The following is a 16,157-nucleotide window of genomic DNA, read 5'->3' as shown; positions in this document are numbered from 1 at the left end:
AAAACCTTCGAGGGAGACCGGGATGAGAAGGACCACCACCTGGCTGCTGGGCCTCGCCACCGCGGCGGGGCTCACCGTCACGCTCGGCTCGGCGGCCGTGGCCGAGTCGGCGCCGGCCCCGCAGCCGCAGCCGCAGTCCGTGGCGGTGTCCGCCGTCGGTCCGCAGCCCGGCACCTTCGTCGGCAAGGGCTTCGACACCTGCACCGCACCGTCGCAGTCGGCGATGAACGCGTGGCGCGCCAGCTCGCCGTACCGCGCGGTGGGCATCTACATCAGCGGGGCCAGCCGGACCTGCGCGCAGCCCAACCTGACGGCGACCTGGGTCGCCAACCAGGTCGCCAACGGCTGGCGGCTCATCCCCATCGAACTCGGCTACCAGGCCCCCTGCGGCACCCGCGCGCCGAAGATGTCCGCCGACCCCGCCACCGCGCGCTCGCAGGGCCGCACCGCCGCCGACAGCGCCGCCAGCGCCGCGCAGGCGCTGGGCATCGGCGCCGGCAGCACCATCTACAACGACATCGAGCACTACCCGACGACCGCGTCGTGCCGCGCCGCGGTGCTGTCGTTCCTGTCCGGCTGGGTCGAGCGGTTGCACACCAAGGGCTACCTGGCCGGCATGTACTCCAGCGGATCCTCGGGCATCAAGGACGTCTGCCTGGAGTACAACAACGCGAGCTACACCAGGCTGGACCAGATCTGGATCGCCTGGTGGAACGGCGTGGCCGACACCGACGCCGGGAGCTACTGCTCCGACGCCTACTACGCGAACCACCAGCGGCTGCACCAGTACGCCGGGGACGTGACGGAGACCTGGGGCGGCGTGACGATGAAGATCGACCGCAACTACCTGGACGTGAGCACGTCGCAGCAGCCGCCCCCGCAGCAGTGGACCACCACTATCGACAACACCACGTCCGGCCGGTTCACGGCGGGCGCCAACTGGAGCACGTCGTCGTACTCCGGGCAGCGCTTCGGCACCGACTACCGGTTCGCGAACCCGACCTCGGCCAGCGACGTCGCCTGGTACCGGGCGAACGTCCCCGAGACGGGGACCTACGAGATCTCGGTCTGGTACCCCGCCGACCCCGGATACAACGCCCAGACCCCGTACGTCGTCGCCACCGCCTCGGGCAACCGGTCGGTGACGGTCGACCAGCGCGTCAACGGTGGACGGTGGGTGTCGATCGGCGTCTTCACGCTCGCGGCCGGCGACGGCAACAAGGTCGGGGTGAGCCGCTGGACCAGCGGCAGCGGCTACGTGGTCGCCGACGCGGTACGCATCACCCGCGCCTGACCGTACGGCTGCCGGGTCAGCGCCGTCGATCCGGGTAGTTCCCGCCCAGTTCGATCTCGGCCCGTACGGCGAACTCGCGCAGCCTGGTGATCGCCTCGGCGGGCCCGCCGGTGGCCTGCACCATCGCCGACTGGGCCAGGATGATCAGCGCCTCGACCGCCTCCTGCGGCCGGGGGTTGACCAGGGCGGCGACCTGGCCCATGTCGTCGTCGAAGTAGGCGAGCAGGATCCGGCTCGCCAGCCCGATGGTCCGGGCGGTGTCCCCCGCGAGGTCGTCCGCGCCGCCCGGCGTCACGTCCCGCGCCCCGCCCACGGCGCCCTCCGGTGGTCGGTCACGCCCGGCCGGTCACCGGGGGCCCGAGGGTCTCGCCCTCGACCAGCGTGCAGGGCAGCAGCCGCTGGTGGTCGCTGTCGCGGCCGTGCAGGATGTCGTCGAGCACCTCGATGGCCTGCCAGCCCATCTCCCTGCGGGCGATGTGGAAGCCCGTGAAGTCGAGGTCGGTCTCGGCCTGCCGGGTGGGATCGCCGAGGGCCACCAGGGACAGGTCGCCGGGCACGGACATGCCCCGGGCCCGCGCCGCCTCGGCCACCGCCACCGCCTCGACCAGTTCCTCGCAGAGGACGGCGGTGACCCGGGCCGCGCGCAGTGCGTCGAGCAGCTCCGCCGTGGTCCTGTCGCCGACCGGCTCGTGCCGGCCGTCCACACCGGTCTCCCGGACCGCGGCGGTGAAGCCCGCGAGCCGGTCGGCGGCGGACTCGGCCCCGGCGCCGGCGCCCACGTACGCCAGCGCCCGGTGCCCGAGGTCGACGGCGCGGTGGACGAGGGTGGCGGTGGCCCGGGCGTAGTCCGCGCCGACGTAGGGCACCGGACCGCCCGCCCCGGACGGCAGGTGGGCGTCGTCGCGTCGACCGACGGACACGAAGGGCATGTCCCCGGCGACCATCCGGGCCAGCTCGTCGCGGGGGATCTCCCGACCGAGCAGCACGCAACCGTCGGCGAGCCGGATGCGGTTGTTGTCGTGGAAGATCCGGCGGCTGCCGCCGCTCACGGGGGCGCTGGTGAACAGCAGCAGGTCGCACCCGATGCTCTCCGCGCACGCCTCGATGCCGGACATGAACGGGTGGTAGAAGTTCGCGCTGGTGCTCGGGAACACCGACTCGTAGGTGAACACGCCCAGGATCTGGTTGTGCTGTTGCAGCAGCCGCCGGGCGAGCGGGTCGGCGACGTAGCCCGTCTCGCGGATGACGCGCAGCACCCGTTCCCGGGTCTCCGGGGCGATCCGCCAGGCCGCCTCGGTCCGGTCGTTGAGCACGAGCGACACCGTCGTCTGACTCACTCCGGCCATCCGCGCGATCTCGTGCTGCGTCAGCCTGCCCCGCCCTGCGGACACGGATATCGGCCACCTTCTGAGCATCACGTATCGCCGATGGTTGTCGCGGAGGATGCTGCCCGGCCCGCAGAACCGGTGTCAAGGGCCGACGGACGCAGTAATACGTATTACGGCCTCCGGCGGTATTGACCCGGGCCTCTCGCTGATCCAAGACTCAGCGCATCCCCCGGCAACGCGAGGAGCCGACATGCCTGATCACGCCCTGTCCCGCCGTGGCCTTCTCCGGGCCGCCGGCCTCACCGGCCTCGCCGGCGCCGGCCTCACCGCACTCGGCCCGCCGGCGCACGCCCGACCGAAGACCCCACGGCTCGGCACGATCGCCCTGGTCCCGCTCGACGACCGGCCCTACACCTGGTACGCCCCGCAACAGATCGCCACCGGCGCCGGCTACGACACCCTCCTGCCACCTCGGGAGACCCTGGGGCGGCACTTCGCCCCCGGCGACGGCCGCGCCGTCGGCCAGTGGCTCACCTCGTCCACCACGCAGGCGGACGCGCTGGTCGTCGCCCTACCGATGCTCGCCTACGGGGGACTGCTCAACTCCCGCAACAGCTCCGTGCCGGAGGCCGAGGCGTTCGCCCGGCTGGCGGCGGTACGGACCGTCCGACAGCGCCGCCCACACCGGCGGCTCTACGCCTTCGACACCATCATGCGGCTCACCCCCGAGGGGCCGTGGCGCAACGAGCTGCGGGCCTGGGCCACGGTGAAGGACGAGGTCGACAACCTCGGGATGGTGGAGAAGCGCCCGCAGCTCGACGCGCTGGAGTCCCAGATCCCGGCCGACGTGCGCGACGACTACCTGGCCACCCGGGCGCGCAACCACCGGATCAACCTGACGATGATCGAATGGGCGGCCGAAGGGATCTTCGACTTCCTCGTGGTGGGCCAGGACGACGCCACCGGCCACGGCCTGCACCGACCCGAGTCCCAGGCGCTCGCCGCCCGCATCGCCGAACTCGGCGTCGGCGACCGGGTGGTGATCTACCCGGGCGCCGACGTGGTGGCCGCCCTGCTCATTGCCAAGATCGCCGTAAGGGACGCCGACGTGCGCCCCCGGGTCAGCGTCGAGTACTCCCGGGTGCCCGGCGAGGAGTGGACCGCGCCCTACCAGAACATCCCGTACGCCCAGCTCGTCAAGGGCTACGTCGACATCCTCGGCGGGACGGTCGTGGACCGGCCGGAGCAGGCCGACCTGGTCCTGATGGCCAACACGGGCGGCAGTTCCGCGTCGGTGGCGCCGTTCGCCGACCGCCTGGTGGCCCACGTCCGGGCCGGACGCCTCGTGGCCCTCGGCGACGACGCCATCGCCGGGCACTCCGACCGGCGGCTGCTGTCCCTGCTCCACGGCCGGATCCGGTACGTCGAGCTGGCCGGCTACTCCGGCTGGAACATCGGCATCAGCCTCGCCCAGGCGACGTCCCGCTGGGCTCTGCGGCAACGCTCGCTCCGCGGTGACCTGCCGCCCGGCGCGCCCCGCACCGTCGGTGAGCCGGTCCTGGCCGCCCGGCGGGCACTCCTGCACGACGCGGCCCGAGCCACCATCGAGTTGTCCATCTCGGAACTGGTGCAGACCGACTCGTACCGCGCCTCGAACGTCCGCACCGCCACCACCGCCTACGCGTCCGCGCTGGGTGAGCCGGACCCGCAGAACATCGCCACCCACTTCGCCGAGATCAACGCCTATGCGGTCGACAACACCGTCCCGCACGCGGAGAAGCTGTTCGCCGACGAGTTCGCCGGGGCCACGCTCGCCCTCGGCAGCGACGGACGAGCGCCGGTGACCGCCCGCGTGGACCGGCTCGACGCCTGGCACCTCTACCTGCCCTGGAACCGCACCGGCGAGATCGCCGCCGAGCCCCGGATCGTCCTGACCCCGGATCGGGGACGACGGTGAGGGCGCGGGCGGCCGCGCTGCTGGCCGCGCTCGTCGTCGCCGCCGCGACGCCGGTCCCGACCGCCCCGGCCGTCGCCGCCACCCCGGTCCCGCTCGTCGACAGCTACTTCGACTGGCTGGTGGCCTCACACGACGGGGTCCGCAACGGGTTGCGCCGGGACATCGAACACGTCCACGGCGACCATCTGGCGATCGCCGGCAAGACCTGCACCACGGCGAGCCCGTGCACGATCGGCGGGCCGCGGCAGAGCACCGCCGCCTGCACCTCGCTCCAGTTCATCTCGGTCTACCTCGACCAGCGGGCGGCGTACGAGCAGCGGTCCCTGTCGAGCGTGGAGACCGGGCTCGTCGACGAGTTCGCCGGAGCGGTGCTCGCCCACCGGCTCGCCAAGGACCCGAACGCGCCGAAGATCTTCGACGACGCGGTGGCGAGCACCCCGGACGGCCAGCTCCGCTACTTCACCTCGTTCGGCAACGCGGCGTGCGGAGAGGCGCTGCTGGCCGCCCACCAGGCGACCGGCACCGCCGGGTACCTCGACGCGGCCGTCGGCATCGGCGAGTTCCTGCTCCGGATGCAGGACCCACGCGCCTACTACCTGACCTACGGCGTGCATCCGTTCGTCGACGCACTCGGCCAGCCCACCACCCCGCCGGGCGGCTACGTCGACCAGATCTCCAGCTGGAGCAACCTCTACTCGACGATCTCCACCTGGAACCTCACCGCGATCGCGTTCATGCAGCGGTTGCAGACGGCCGTCGCGCCGCCGGACAACCGGTACGGCCAGTCGGCCGCCACCGCCCGGCAGTTCCTCACCACGGGACTACAGCTCGGCGCGGACTGGTACACCTTCGACTTCGACTCCCCCGCGACCAGCCAGAACCGCGTGGTGGCGCAGAGCGCGTACCGCGCGGACTGCCGCGACAACCGGTGGCACCGCAAGGGCTCCTGCACCTACACCGACGGCCGGATCGCCGGCGGGACCCTGGGCACCGACATGATCGAGTACGGGCTGGCCGGACTCTACGACCACGAACGCCAGCTCAACGGCGCCAGTTCCGCGGCTGCCGCCGTGACGACCCTCTACACCACGTACACCAGCCTCCCGGGCTGGCACACCGCCTCGGCCAGCGACCCGCTCGACTGCGTCGACGACACCGCGTCCGGGGCCGTGGCCCCGTACTATCCGCCGGACAACCAGGGTGCGACGCCGACGGGTGACGCCCGCGACTACGACCCGCACCTGTCCTTCGGTGGCTTCTTCCGCCTCACCCCGCCCAACGAGAACGCCGAGGCGAAGTACTACGACATCGTCGGCTTCGGCATCCTCGCCGAGCTGCGCGAGGAGCTGGTGCCGGCCAAGTTCGCCGCGGGCTACCAACGGTTGCAGCAGGCCGACCGGCAGGACGCGCTCTACGCCCTGCTCGACCGTTCGCTGGCCGCGATGTTCCTGCCCACCCGCGACGCCGACGACCTCGACGGTGACAGCGACACGACCGAACACCTGTGCAAGGGCACCCGGGGCACCCTCCCGGTCGCCCACAACGGCCTCGGCATCCTCAAGGCCGTCGGGTACGCCGCCACCCGGTGACCGCGCCACCGATCCCCGATGACCTCGTCCACCACCATGACGAAAGTGAACCGATGCGTCGCACCAGACGACTGACACCTCGAACCCTCAGCGTGATCGCCACCGCCGCGGTGGCCCTCACCTTCGCGGTCGCCCCGGCGGGGACCCCGGCCGCAGCCGCCGCGCCGCCGGCCAACCTGGGCCGGCTCGCCGTCGTACCGCTGGACGACCGGCCGTTCACCGCGCACACGCCCGTCGCGGTCGCCGAGGCCGGCGGACACGAGGCGCTCACACCCCCGAAGGACCTGCTCGGCGAGTACTTCACCTACGGCCAGGCCGACGCGGTCGGCGCCTGGTGGCGCAAGGCCGCCGCCGACGCGGACGGCTCGGTCGTCGCGGCCCCGATGCTCGCCTACGGCGGCCTGGTCGCCTCCCGGACCTGCCAGACCAGCCTGGCCGACGCCCGGCGGCGGCTCGCCGTGCTGGACGAGGTGAAGCGGAGCAACCCCGACAAGCCGCTGTACGCGTTCGACGTGATCATGCGCCTCACCATCGAGCCGACCAGCAGCTACCCGGGCATCCACTCCGGTCCCATCCGCCGCTGGGCCGTCCTGATGGACCAGGTGGAGAACCTCGGGCAGGAGGAGCGCCGGGCCGAGTACGAGCAGGTCGCCAGCGAGATCCCCGAGGAGATCAAGGCGGACTTCCTCTGTGCCCGGGCCCGGGACCACCAGATCAACCGGGACATGATCGAACGGGTCGCCAAGGGCACCATCGACTACCTGATCCTCGGCCAGGACGACGCCACCGAGCACGGCCCGCACCGCCTGGAAAAGGCGGGCCTGGCCGCGCTCACGGCCCAGCTCGGGGTCCAGGACCGGGTCAGGATCTACCCGGGCGCCGACATCCTCGGCGCGCTGCTGGTCGCCAAGCACGTCACCGAACGGCTCGGCGCCGCCCCGACGGTCGACGTCGAGTGGTCCCGCACCCCGGGCGAGCAGTGGGTGGCGCCCTACCAGGACGTCCCCTACGCCACCCTGGTCGACGAGTACGTGCGTACCCTCGGCGCCCGATCCTCGGACGGTCCCGACGCCGACATCCTGCTGATGGCGAACACCGCCGGGGGCGGAGACCTGGAGCCCTTCGCCGACCGGATCCACGACGCGGTGGCCCGGGGCCGGCTCGTCGCGGTCGGCGACGACGCGCTGGCCGGCAAGGTGGACGCCGAGCTGCGGTCGCTGCTCGCCCCCCGGATCCGGTTCGGGGAGCTCGCCGGCTGGTCCGGCTGGAACATCGGTCTGTCGATCTCCCAGTCGGTGGTCCGCGCGGCGCTGTTGCAGGCGAGCCGGACCGGACGCCTGCCCAATTTCCCGGGCAGGTCGAAGGGGATCCCCTTCCAGCAGGCGCGCCAGGCCATCCTGCTGAACGCCGCCACCGCGCACGTCGAGTTGACGCTGCAGGAGCTGGCCCACACCGACGTCTACCGCAACCAGGTGCTCAGCCAGGTCCAGGCGTACGCCCGGGACAACGGCGACGATCCGCAGTACATGACGAAGGTGTTCGAGGGCGCCAACCAGCTCGCGGTGCAGCGGACCAGGGCGCTGGCCGACCAGCTCTTCGCCGACGAGTTCGCCGGCACCCCCCTCCGCGCCGGCAACGACGGCCGGCACGAGGTGACGGCGGTCGTGCACCGGCTGACGTCCTGGCAGATGACGCTGGCCTGGTCGCGCTACCAGGAGCTGGAGGCCTTCCCCACGCTCGCCCTGAGCACGGCCCCCACCGATCGCGGTGCGCTGCTCACCGTCTCGGCCCTGCCCCTGCGCACCACGGTCCGGCCGGACTCGGACGTGGACACCCGGATCACCGCGGTGCTCCGCAACGACGTCGGCACGCCGGTGACGGCACAGCTCAGCGCCGTCGTACCTGAGGGGTGGGTGGCCCCGGCGCCGACCGAGGTGCGCCTCGCGCCGTTCGCGGTGGTGGAGGTTCCGTTGACCGTGGGGGTACGCGGGCTCGCGGCCGAGCAGAGCGCCACCGTCAGGGTCGACGCCGCGCACGGCGTACTGCCGGACCAGCCCCGACAGTTCACCGCGAGCGCCACCACGACCGTCGGTGCGGTGTGGCGCAACGTGGCACTGGCCGCCGAGGGCGCGAAGGCCAGCGCGTCGGGCTGGTGGCGGCAGTACGTGCCGGCGCACGTGATCGACGGCAACCGGGTCAGCTCCGGTAGCCGCTGGATCACCGACCCGGCCGACAGCCACTGGCTGCGGGTCGACTTCGCCGGTGCGGAACTGGTCGACACCGTACGGCTGCACCAGTACGGCGGGTACGAGCTGACGTCGTACCGGATCTCCGGCCTGGTCGACGGCACCTGGCGGGTGCTCGACGAGGTCACCGGGAACACGACCCAGGTCACCACGCACACCTTCACGCCGGTCCGCGCGACCGCCGTGCGCCTCGACGTCCTCGCCAGCCGGGACCGGCAGGCCCGGCTCTACGAGATCGAGGTGACCTGCCGCGCCGCTTCCTGCGGCTGACGCCGACACCGCCGAGGCGGCGTCGACACACCGCCGCGTCCAGGTCCGGTCACCGGGTGGCTTCCCGCCCCCGGCGACCGGACCGGCCGGCGGTGCGCGTGCCGCCGGCCGGTGTGGCGCAGCGCCGTACGCGGCAGGCGGACGACGCGGTGTCGCGACGGGTGCACGACGCCCAGAAGAAATCGATTCCCTGCCATATAGGATCTCAGGGCCGACCACTCTCGGGCGGCGGGCCGCAACGGACGGTGGTGCTCGTGCGGTCGCATCCGGGGGTCCGGTGCGGGACCGGGCGCGAGACACCGACAGGGGACGACCGCATGACGACCATCTACGACGTGGCCCGGGTGGCCGAGGTCTCGGCGTCGACGGTGTCCCGGGTGCTCAACGGGCACTCGTCGGTGGATCCGGACCTGGCCGCGCGGGTACGCCAGGTGGTGCTCGACCTGGACTACCGACCCAACGCGGTGGCCCGCAGCCTGCGCCGGCAACGCACCAGTCTCTGGGCGGTGATCATCTCCGACATCGGCAACCCGTTCTTCACCTCGCTGGTGCGCGGCATCGAGGACGTGGCGCAGGAGGCGGGCTTCTCCGTGGTCCTGTGCAACGGCGACGAGGATCCCGAGAAGGAGACCCGCTACGTGACGGCGGCCCTGGCCGAGCGGATGGCCGGCGTGATCATCTCGCCGTCGGGACGACCGGCCCTGATCAACCGGCTCACCGAGGCCGGGATGCCGGTCGTGGCCATCGACCGGCAGCCGCACGGGGTGGCCGTGGACACCGTGCTCGTGGACAACGTCCACGGCGCCGAGACGGCCACCGCCCACCTGATCGACAGCGGCTACCGCCGGATCGCCTGCGTCACGGGACCGCGGCGGATCTCCACCGCCGTCCAGCGGTTACGCGGATACCAGCAGGCCCTTCGCGCGGCCGGCCGGAGCGTGCCGGAGGACCTGGTCCGGTACGCCGACTTCCGGGAGGACGGCGGCTACCGGGCCATGGCGTCCCTGCTGAACGCCGCCGAGCCGCCGGACGCGGTCTTCGTCACCAACAACCTGATGACGGTGGGCGCGGTGGAGTGCCTGGTCGACAGGGGTGTCGCCGTGCCCACCCGGTGCGGCGTGGTCGGGTTCGACGACATCCCCTGGGCCCACCTGGTGCGGCCCTCGCTGAGCACCGTCGCGCAGCCCACGTACGACCTGGGGCGGGCCGCGGCGTCGCTGCTCACCGAGCGGATCGCCAACCCCGCGAAGGCGTCCTCGACCGTCACCCTGCGGACGACCCTGCGGGTCCGCGAGAGTTCGGTCCGGTCCCTGCCCCCGCCCGACGGACAGCCCGCCGCCGGCGCGGGTGGGCCCGCCCGGGCCCGGTGAGCCGGCGGCGGGCCACCCGGACGGGTCACAGCGCCACGTCGCCGCACAGGTGCACCCGCACCCCCAACGCGTCGAGCATCGCGGCCTTGACCCGCAGGGCACGGTCGGCGGCGTCGGCGTCGTCGGCGTAGACCACGTTGACGTGGTTGGCCTTGTGCCGGGCCATCAGCTGGTCGCGACCCACGCCGTGCAGCACGGCGTGCATGATCGGCCACTGCGGGGTGGTGGCCCGCAGCCGACGCTGCGTCTCGGCGGCCGGCAGCTCGACCACGGTGCCCCGGCCCAGGTCGGCGTGCAGCACCCCGTCCATGATGAAGATCCGCGACCAGACGATCTCGCCCGGCCGGGAGACGCCGCTGAGGGTGCCGCCGCCCAGCGGGAAGTACATCGGCGGCTGCCGCATGCTGTACGACCGGTCGTAGCCGCCGTTGTGGGACGCGGGCACCGAGCCGGAGATCTCGAACACCCAGACGAAGTCCGTCCCGTACGGCTCCCCCCAGCGGATGTCGTGCAGGGTGGTGGCCGGGTCCATCCCCATCGCGGTCCAGATCCGGTTGGTGACCAGCGAGTCCACCGCGACGCCCTCGTCGACCTCGTTGAAGTGCGGCAGGGCCTGTCCCGCGTACAGCTCGCGTGTGCCGTCCCGGCTGGTGACCGGCGGCCGGGACACGTCGTTGAGCAGCCCCTCGGCCAGATCGCTCGCCGGCACCGTGTCCTTGAGCCCCTGCTGGTACTGGATGCCGACCGCGTCCAGGCCGAAGTCGTCGGCGATGCGCAGCGCGGCGACGTACATCTTGAACTGGCTGTGCAGTTGGGCGTCGGTCAGTTCGGTGGCCTCGTCCGTGCCGGTGTGGAAGGTCATCCCGGCGGCGTCGAGCCACGCCCGCACCGCGTGCGCCTCCGCGTCGGACACCCGCGACATCTCCGCCACCAGCGCGCTCTGCGACAGCCGCTCCTTGAAGATGCCGAGCGGGTTGAGCAGCTCGTCGTCGATGATCGCGTTGTACATGCCCATGCAGCCCTCGTCGAAGACGCCGACGACGGCCGGCCGGCGTCGCAGCTGACGGGCCAGCGCCACGCCGAGCGCGACCTCGGGATCGGGCGGCAACGGCGGCAGGTCCCGCACGTGGCTCTCGTCGTGGACCACCTCGCCGGTTTCCAGCCAGGCCTTCAGCCCGTCGCGCGCCCACTCGTCGGTGAAGTCCTCGCTCCACAGCGCCGAGTACCGTACGCCCGCCTTGGTGAGGCTGCCGGCGAGGTTCAGCAGGCCGACCAGGCCGGGGAACTCCCCGCTCCAGTTCGCCACGAGCAGGATCGGGCCGCGGTGGGCGCGCAGCCCGGCCAGCACGTGGTGGCTGTACTGCCACACCGCCTCCACGACGACGAGCGGGGCGTCGACCGGGATCCCCTGGAAGATCTCGATGCCGGCGCGCTGGCTGTCGATGAAGCCGTGGCCCGCGCCGGCGTCCACCGGATGGGCCCGCCGGGTCTGCCAGCCCAGGGCGGTCACCGCGTCGGCGAGGTCCGCCTCCAGGCGTTGCTGGGTCGGCCAACCGGTGACGTTCGCGGCCGGCCGCAGGTCGCCGCTGGCGACCGTGTAGACCGTCCGGGGGGCGGCGGCCGGCGGGTCGACCAGCACCGGCATGGTGTAGTTGCTCACGGGTTGACTTCCTCCACTGGCTCGTCGGTACCTGGCTGGGGCGGGGTCGCGAGGCGCGTCTGCCGGGCGGCCAACACGTGGGCGACGGATTTCGAGCCGGCGTAGAGCTGCCGGTAGAGCCCGTACAGCTCCGCGTAGTCGGCGGCGAGCGCCGGGCGCGGCTCCCGGACCTCCCGGATCGGGTTCCACCGGTGGATGTCGACCCGCTGCACCGCGCCGGCGGCGAGGAACGCGGCGCCGTAGCTCGCGCCGATGGTGACCGACGGGATGTGCTGTGCCCGGCCGGTGACGTCCGAGACGATCTGCGTCCAGAGGTCGCCCCGGGTGCCGCCGCCCACCGCCACGACGCGGCGGATGTCGCCGCCGGCCGCCTCGATGGTCTCGATGTTGTGGCGCACGGCCAGCCCGGTCGCCTCCAGCGCCGCCCGGTAGATGTCGCCGCGCCCGTGGGAGAGCGTCAGGCCGGCAATGACGCCCCGGGCGTCGGGATCGAGGATGGGGGTCCGCTCGCCGGCGAAGAACGGCAGCATGAGCAGGCCACGCGCGCCCGGCCCGGAGCGCTCGGCCAGGCGCAGCAGCTCGGGGTAGTCGGCGGCGTCGAACAGCTCCCGCAGCCACCCCGTGATCGCCCCGGAGGTCGCCATGCCGCCGGCCAGGTTGCGGGTGCCCGGCAGCGCGCCGACCGTGCCCCACAGCGCCGGGCTGGTCAGCGGGTGCGGCACCGTGTGCACGAGGAACATCGTGGTGCCGTACATGAGCATCAGGTCGCCGACGCCCTGGGCGCCCACGCTGACCGCCTCCGACCAGGCGTCGATCGTCCCGGTCACGACCGGGGTGCCCGGCGGCAGCCCGGTGGTCGCGGCGGCCCCGGCGGTGACCGCACCCGCCACGTCGCCGGGCCACCGCAGCTCGGGCAGCTCCAGCCCCGGGGCGATCTCGTCGGCCCAGGGCCGGTACCAGGTCTGCGCCGCGCTGTCGTACAGCGGCGTGCACTGGCTGGCCGAGTGCTGGTCGAGCAGGTACCGGCCGGTCAGCTGCCAGACCAGCCAGGAGCTCGGCATGAACAGCCGCCGGGCCCGGGCGAACAGCTCCGGCTCGGCGTCGGCGACCCAGGCGACCTTCGCCCCCGCCGCCTGGGTCGACAGCGTCGAGCCGCACCGGCGCAGGATCTCGTCCGCGCCGAAGCGCTCGGTCAGCCGGGCGATCTGCGGCGTGGACCGGGTGTCGACGCCGTAGAGGACGGCCGGGCGCAGGGGCGTGCCGGCGGCGTCGGTGAGCAGCACGCACGGCCCCATCCCGCTGACCCCGACCGACACCACGTGGGCGTCGCCGGGGGCCAACAGCTCACGGGTGAGGGCGACGAACTCGTCCCACCAGACGCGGCCGTCCATCTCCACCCAGCCGGGTCGTGGCCGGTCCACCCGGTGTTCCCGGACGCGGGAGCGCAGCACGCGCCCAGCCAGGTCGACGAGGACGCCCTTGCTGCTGGACGTGCCGATGTCGACCCCGAGCACCGCGGCCACCGTCATGCCAGGTCTCCTCCGCTCTTCCAGGTCCGGGTCGTGGCCCGCCGGGCCGCGCCGGCCCGGCGGTCAGGCGACGCCACCGAGCTTCGCGTACGTCTCGGCGGCGTTCTCCTTCGTGACGCGCATCGTGTCGAGGGTGGTGGTACGCGGAACGTCCTCGGCGCAGTCGACCAGGATCCGGCGGGCCAGGTCGACGGCCTCCCGGCCACCCGTGGCGTACTGGAAGGTCGCCGCCAGCCGGCCCTGCTCGACGGCCTTGATCCCGCCCGACGGCACCGGCAGGGCGTCGATGCCGGTGAACTTCACCTTCGTGTGCAGCCCGGCCGCCTTCGCGGCCAGGTACGCGCCCTCGGCCATCGGGTCGTTGTGGGCGTACACGGCGGCGGCGTCGGGGTGGGCCTTGAGCAGCGCGTCAGCCACCGACTGGCCCTTCTCCCGCAGCCAGTCCCCCGGCTGGGAGGCAACGACCTCGATCTTCGGGTTGGCCGCGATGCCCTCCCGGAAGCCCTGGGCGCGTTCGGCCGCCGGCGTGGAGCCGGGCAGCCCGGCAATCTCGATGACCTTGCCGCCGGCGGGCAGCAGCGTGGTGGCGTAGAACTCGCCGGCGGCCCTGCCGATGGCGACGTTGTCCCCGCCGATGAAGGCGGTGTACGCCTCGCCCTCCACCTTGCGGTCGAGCACGATCACCGGGACCCCCCGGTCGTACGCCTTGCGCACCACCGCGGTCAGCGGCTTGGCCTCGTTAGGCGAGATGACCAGCAGGTCGATCTTCTGGGTGAGGAAGTTCTCCACGTCGGCGACCTGCTTGCTGTTGTCCTGCGCCGCGTCGGCGACCACCACGGTGAACCCGGGGACGGACTTCGCCGCCGTCTGCACGTCGTTGTTCATGACCTGCCGGTAGGGCTCGGCGTTGTTGGCCTGTGACATGCCGATGAGGAAGTCCTTGCCGGCGCCGCACTTCGCGGCCGTGGCGTCGCCGCCGTCGGACGGCTTCTCCACGCTGCACGCGGTGGAGGTGACGAGCGCGCCGGTGCACAGCAGCGCGAGAAGGACGGTACGGGTGCGCATGATGACGCTCCTTGTTCGGTGGCGGTTCAGACGATGCTGCGGCGGAGCTTCTGCAGCCCGGCGGCGGCCACGATCACCAGCCCCTTGATCAGTAGCTGCACGTTGGCGTCGATGTTGTTGAGCGCGAGGATGTTGTTGAGGATGCCGAGCAGCAGCGCCCCGGCGAGGGTGCCGCCCATCGAGCCGGTGCCCCCGGCGAGGCTGGTGCCGCCGATGACCACGGCGGCGATGGCGTCGAGTTCGTAGCCGGCGCCGTCGTTGGGGCTGCCCTGGTTGAGCTGTCCGGCGTGGATGATGCCGGCCACGGCGGCGAGCAGGCCCGCGATCGCGAAGACCGCGACCTTGACCCGCAGCACGGGCACGCCCGAGAGGCGGGCGGCCTTCTCGTTGCCGCCGATGGCGTAGACGTGGCGGGCGAACGCGGTCTTGCGCAGCACGACGATCGCGGCCACCCCGATGCCGACGAACAGCACGGCCGGGACGGGCAGCACCCCGTTGATCGTGCCGTTGAGGATCTCGAACGCGGGGGGCGCCTCCTGCGGGCCGTCGCCGTAGGCGATCGGGATGCCGAGCCCGCCCGACCAGATCCGGGCGAGGCCGCGCGCGACCTGGAGTCCCGCGAGGGTGACGATGAACGACTGGATGCCGAGCCGGGCCGTCGCGTAGCCCTGCAACGCGCCGAAGAGGGTGCCGATCAGCAGCACGACGGTGACGGCGGGCAGGATGCCGAGCCCGGAGTCGACCATCAGCGTCGCGGTGCCGACGGCGGAGAGGCCGAGGATGGCGCCGACGGAGAGGTCGATGCCGCCGAGCAGGACGACGAACGTCATGCCGATGGCGATGATCCCGATCTCGGACACCGCGCGGACGATGTTGCCGAGGTTCTCCGTGGAGAGGAAGAGGATCTCACCGTCGCGGCGGGGCGAGACGGCGATGGCCAGCACGAACACCAGCAGCAGCGCGAAGAGGCTCTGCACGGCGAAGAGCCGCTCGACGAGGTCGCCCCGGCCGCCGGCCCAACGCCACCGGCCGGCGCCGGCCGCCGGGTCGCCGCCGGCCGGCGCCAGTGGCGTGCCGGGCCCCTTGTCCGGTGCGCGCAGGTGGGTCATCGGTCGTCCCCTCCGGCGGCCGTGCCGCCCATGGCCGCGGTCAGGATGTCCTCGCCGGTGCACCCGTCGGCCGCGAGTTCCGCGACGGCCCGTCCGCGCCGCAGGACCACGATCCGGTCGCAGACGCCGGTCAGCTCGGGCAGCTCCGACGAGGCGAGCAGGATGCCCATCCCGTCGTCGGCGAGCCGGCGCAGCAGCCGGTAGATCTCCGCCTTGGCGCCGACGTCGACGCCCCGGGTCGGCTCGTCGAGCAGCAGCAGGCGGGGGCGGGTGAGCAGGTGCCGGGCGAAGACGACCTTCTGCTGGTTGCCGCCGGAGAGCGAGCCGACCGGCGCGGCGGCCGACGACGTCTTGATCGCCAGGGCGGCGACCTGCTGGCGCACCGCGTCCCGCTCGCGTCCGGCGCGGACGACCCCGGCGGTGCTGACCCGGCGCAGGGCGGCCAGGACGATGCTGCGGCCGACGGGGTGCTCGAGCACCAGGGCGGAGCGGCGGCGGTCCTCCGGCACGAAGCCGACGCCGGCGCGCAGGGCGGCGCGGGGGCCGCGCGGGGCGTACGGGCGGCCGGCCAGCCGGATCTGGCCGCTGCGGCGACCGGGCGGACCGGCGCCGTACAGGGTCTCCAGCAGTTCGGTGCGGCCCGCCCCCATCAGGCCGGCCAGGCCGACGATCTCCCCGGCGCGCACGGTCAGGCTGACGCCGGCGGGTTCGCAGCGTCCGGGCCGGGTGCCCCGGGGCCG

At 73.0% G+C, this 16,157-nt stretch carries 12 protein-coding genes; 5 read left to right on the top strand and 7 right to left on the bottom strand.

All coding sequences use genetic code 11. The features are described 5' to 3' along the window. Positions 1–22 precede the first annotated feature (22 nt). Positions 23–1,294, top strand: a complete 1,272-nt coding sequence (locus F6X68_RS10970; protein WP_151454166.1) for a glycoside hydrolase domain-containing protein — start codon at positions 23–25, stop codon at positions 1,292–1,294. 16 nt (positions 1,295–1,310) lie between these two features. Here the strand turns inward: F6X68_RS10970 and F6X68_RS10965 are convergent, their stop codons facing one another. Beyond that, positions 1,311–1,607: a hypothetical protein gene (locus F6X68_RS10965; RefSeq protein WP_151454165.1), complete on the bottom strand. Its 297-nt coding sequence runs from the start codon at positions 1,605–1,607 to the stop codon at positions 1,311–1,313. A gap of 19 nt (positions 1,608–1,626) precedes the next feature. Then, positions 1,627–2,685, bottom strand: coding sequence for a LacI family DNA-binding transcriptional regulator (locus F6X68_RS10960; protein WP_225852137.1), 1,059 nt, complete (start codon positions 2,683–2,685; stop codon positions 1,627–1,629). A 187-nt stretch (positions 2,686–2,872) separates the two neighbouring features. On the opposite strand from F6X68_RS10960, the gene F6X68_RS10955 reads away from it, so the two are divergent. From F6X68_RS10955 to F6X68_RS10940, 4 genes are all read left to right on the top strand, one after another. Beyond that, entirely contained in the window at positions 2,873–4,579 is a 1,707-nt protein-coding gene (locus tag F6X68_RS10955) for a DUF4127 family protein (RefSeq protein WP_192581365.1), read from the top strand. After that, complete coding sequence (locus F6X68_RS10950; RefSeq protein ID WP_151454163.1) at positions 4,576–6,168, top strand: hypothetical protein; 1,593 nt, start codon at positions 4,576–4,578, stop codon at positions 6,166–6,168. Before F6X68_RS10955 ends, F6X68_RS10950 begins: the two co-directional genes overlap by 4 nt. Positions 6,169–6,260: 92 nt before the next feature. Continuing rightward, positions 6,261–8,684, top strand: coding sequence for a DUF4127 family protein (locus tag F6X68_RS10945; RefSeq protein ID WP_192581364.1), 2,424 nt, complete (start codon positions 6,261–6,263; stop codon positions 8,682–8,684). Positions 8,685–9,001: 317 nt separating this feature from the next. After that, complete coding sequence (locus F6X68_RS10940; RefSeq protein ID WP_151454161.1) at positions 9,002–10,054, top strand: LacI family DNA-binding transcriptional regulator; 1,053 nt, start codon at positions 9,002–9,004, stop codon at positions 10,052–10,054. Between the two features lie 25 nt (positions 10,055–10,079). Here F6X68_RS10940 and F6X68_RS10935 read toward each other — a convergent pair whose 3' ends face one another. The 5 genes from F6X68_RS10935 to F6X68_RS10915 form a co-directional block, all read right to left on the bottom strand. After that, positions 10,080–11,714: a fucose isomerase gene (locus tag F6X68_RS10935; RefSeq protein ID WP_151454160.1), complete on the bottom strand. Its 1,635-nt coding sequence runs from the start codon at positions 11,712–11,714 to the stop codon at positions 10,080–10,082. Next, positions 11,711–13,243, bottom strand: coding sequence for an FGGY-family carbohydrate kinase (locus tag F6X68_RS10930; RefSeq protein WP_151454159.1), 1,533 nt, complete (start codon positions 13,241–13,243; stop codon positions 11,711–11,713). The genes F6X68_RS10935 and F6X68_RS10930 overlap by 4 nt, the downstream gene beginning before the upstream one ends. A gap of 63 nt (positions 13,244–13,306) precedes the next feature. Beyond that, positions 13,307–14,308 carry a substrate-binding domain-containing protein gene (locus F6X68_RS10925; RefSeq protein WP_151454158.1) on the bottom strand — a complete coding sequence of 334 codons (1,002 nt, stop codon included), beginning with the start codon at positions 14,306–14,308 and terminating at the stop codon, positions 13,307–13,309. A 26-nt stretch (positions 14,309–14,334) separates the two neighbouring features. After that, complete coding sequence (locus F6X68_RS10920) at positions 14,335–15,417, bottom strand: ABC transporter permease (protein ID WP_225852136.1); 1,083 nt, start codon at positions 15,415–15,417, stop codon at positions 14,335–14,337. Continuing rightward, positions 15,414–16,157, bottom strand: a 744-nt coding sequence (locus tag F6X68_RS10915; RefSeq protein WP_151454157.1) for an ATP-binding cassette domain-containing protein, incomplete at its 5' end; no start/stop codon positions are given. The genes F6X68_RS10915 and F6X68_RS10920, both read right to left, overlap by 4 nt.

This window comes from Micromonospora sp. AMSO12t (assembly GCF_008806585.1).
Taxonomy (GTDB): Bacteria; Actinomycetota; Actinomycetes; order Mycobacteriales; family Micromonosporaceae; genus Micromonospora; species Micromonospora reichwaldensis.
The sequence above is the reverse complement of the archived record's forward strand: the minus strand, read 5'-3'. Positions and strand labels throughout refer to the sequence as shown.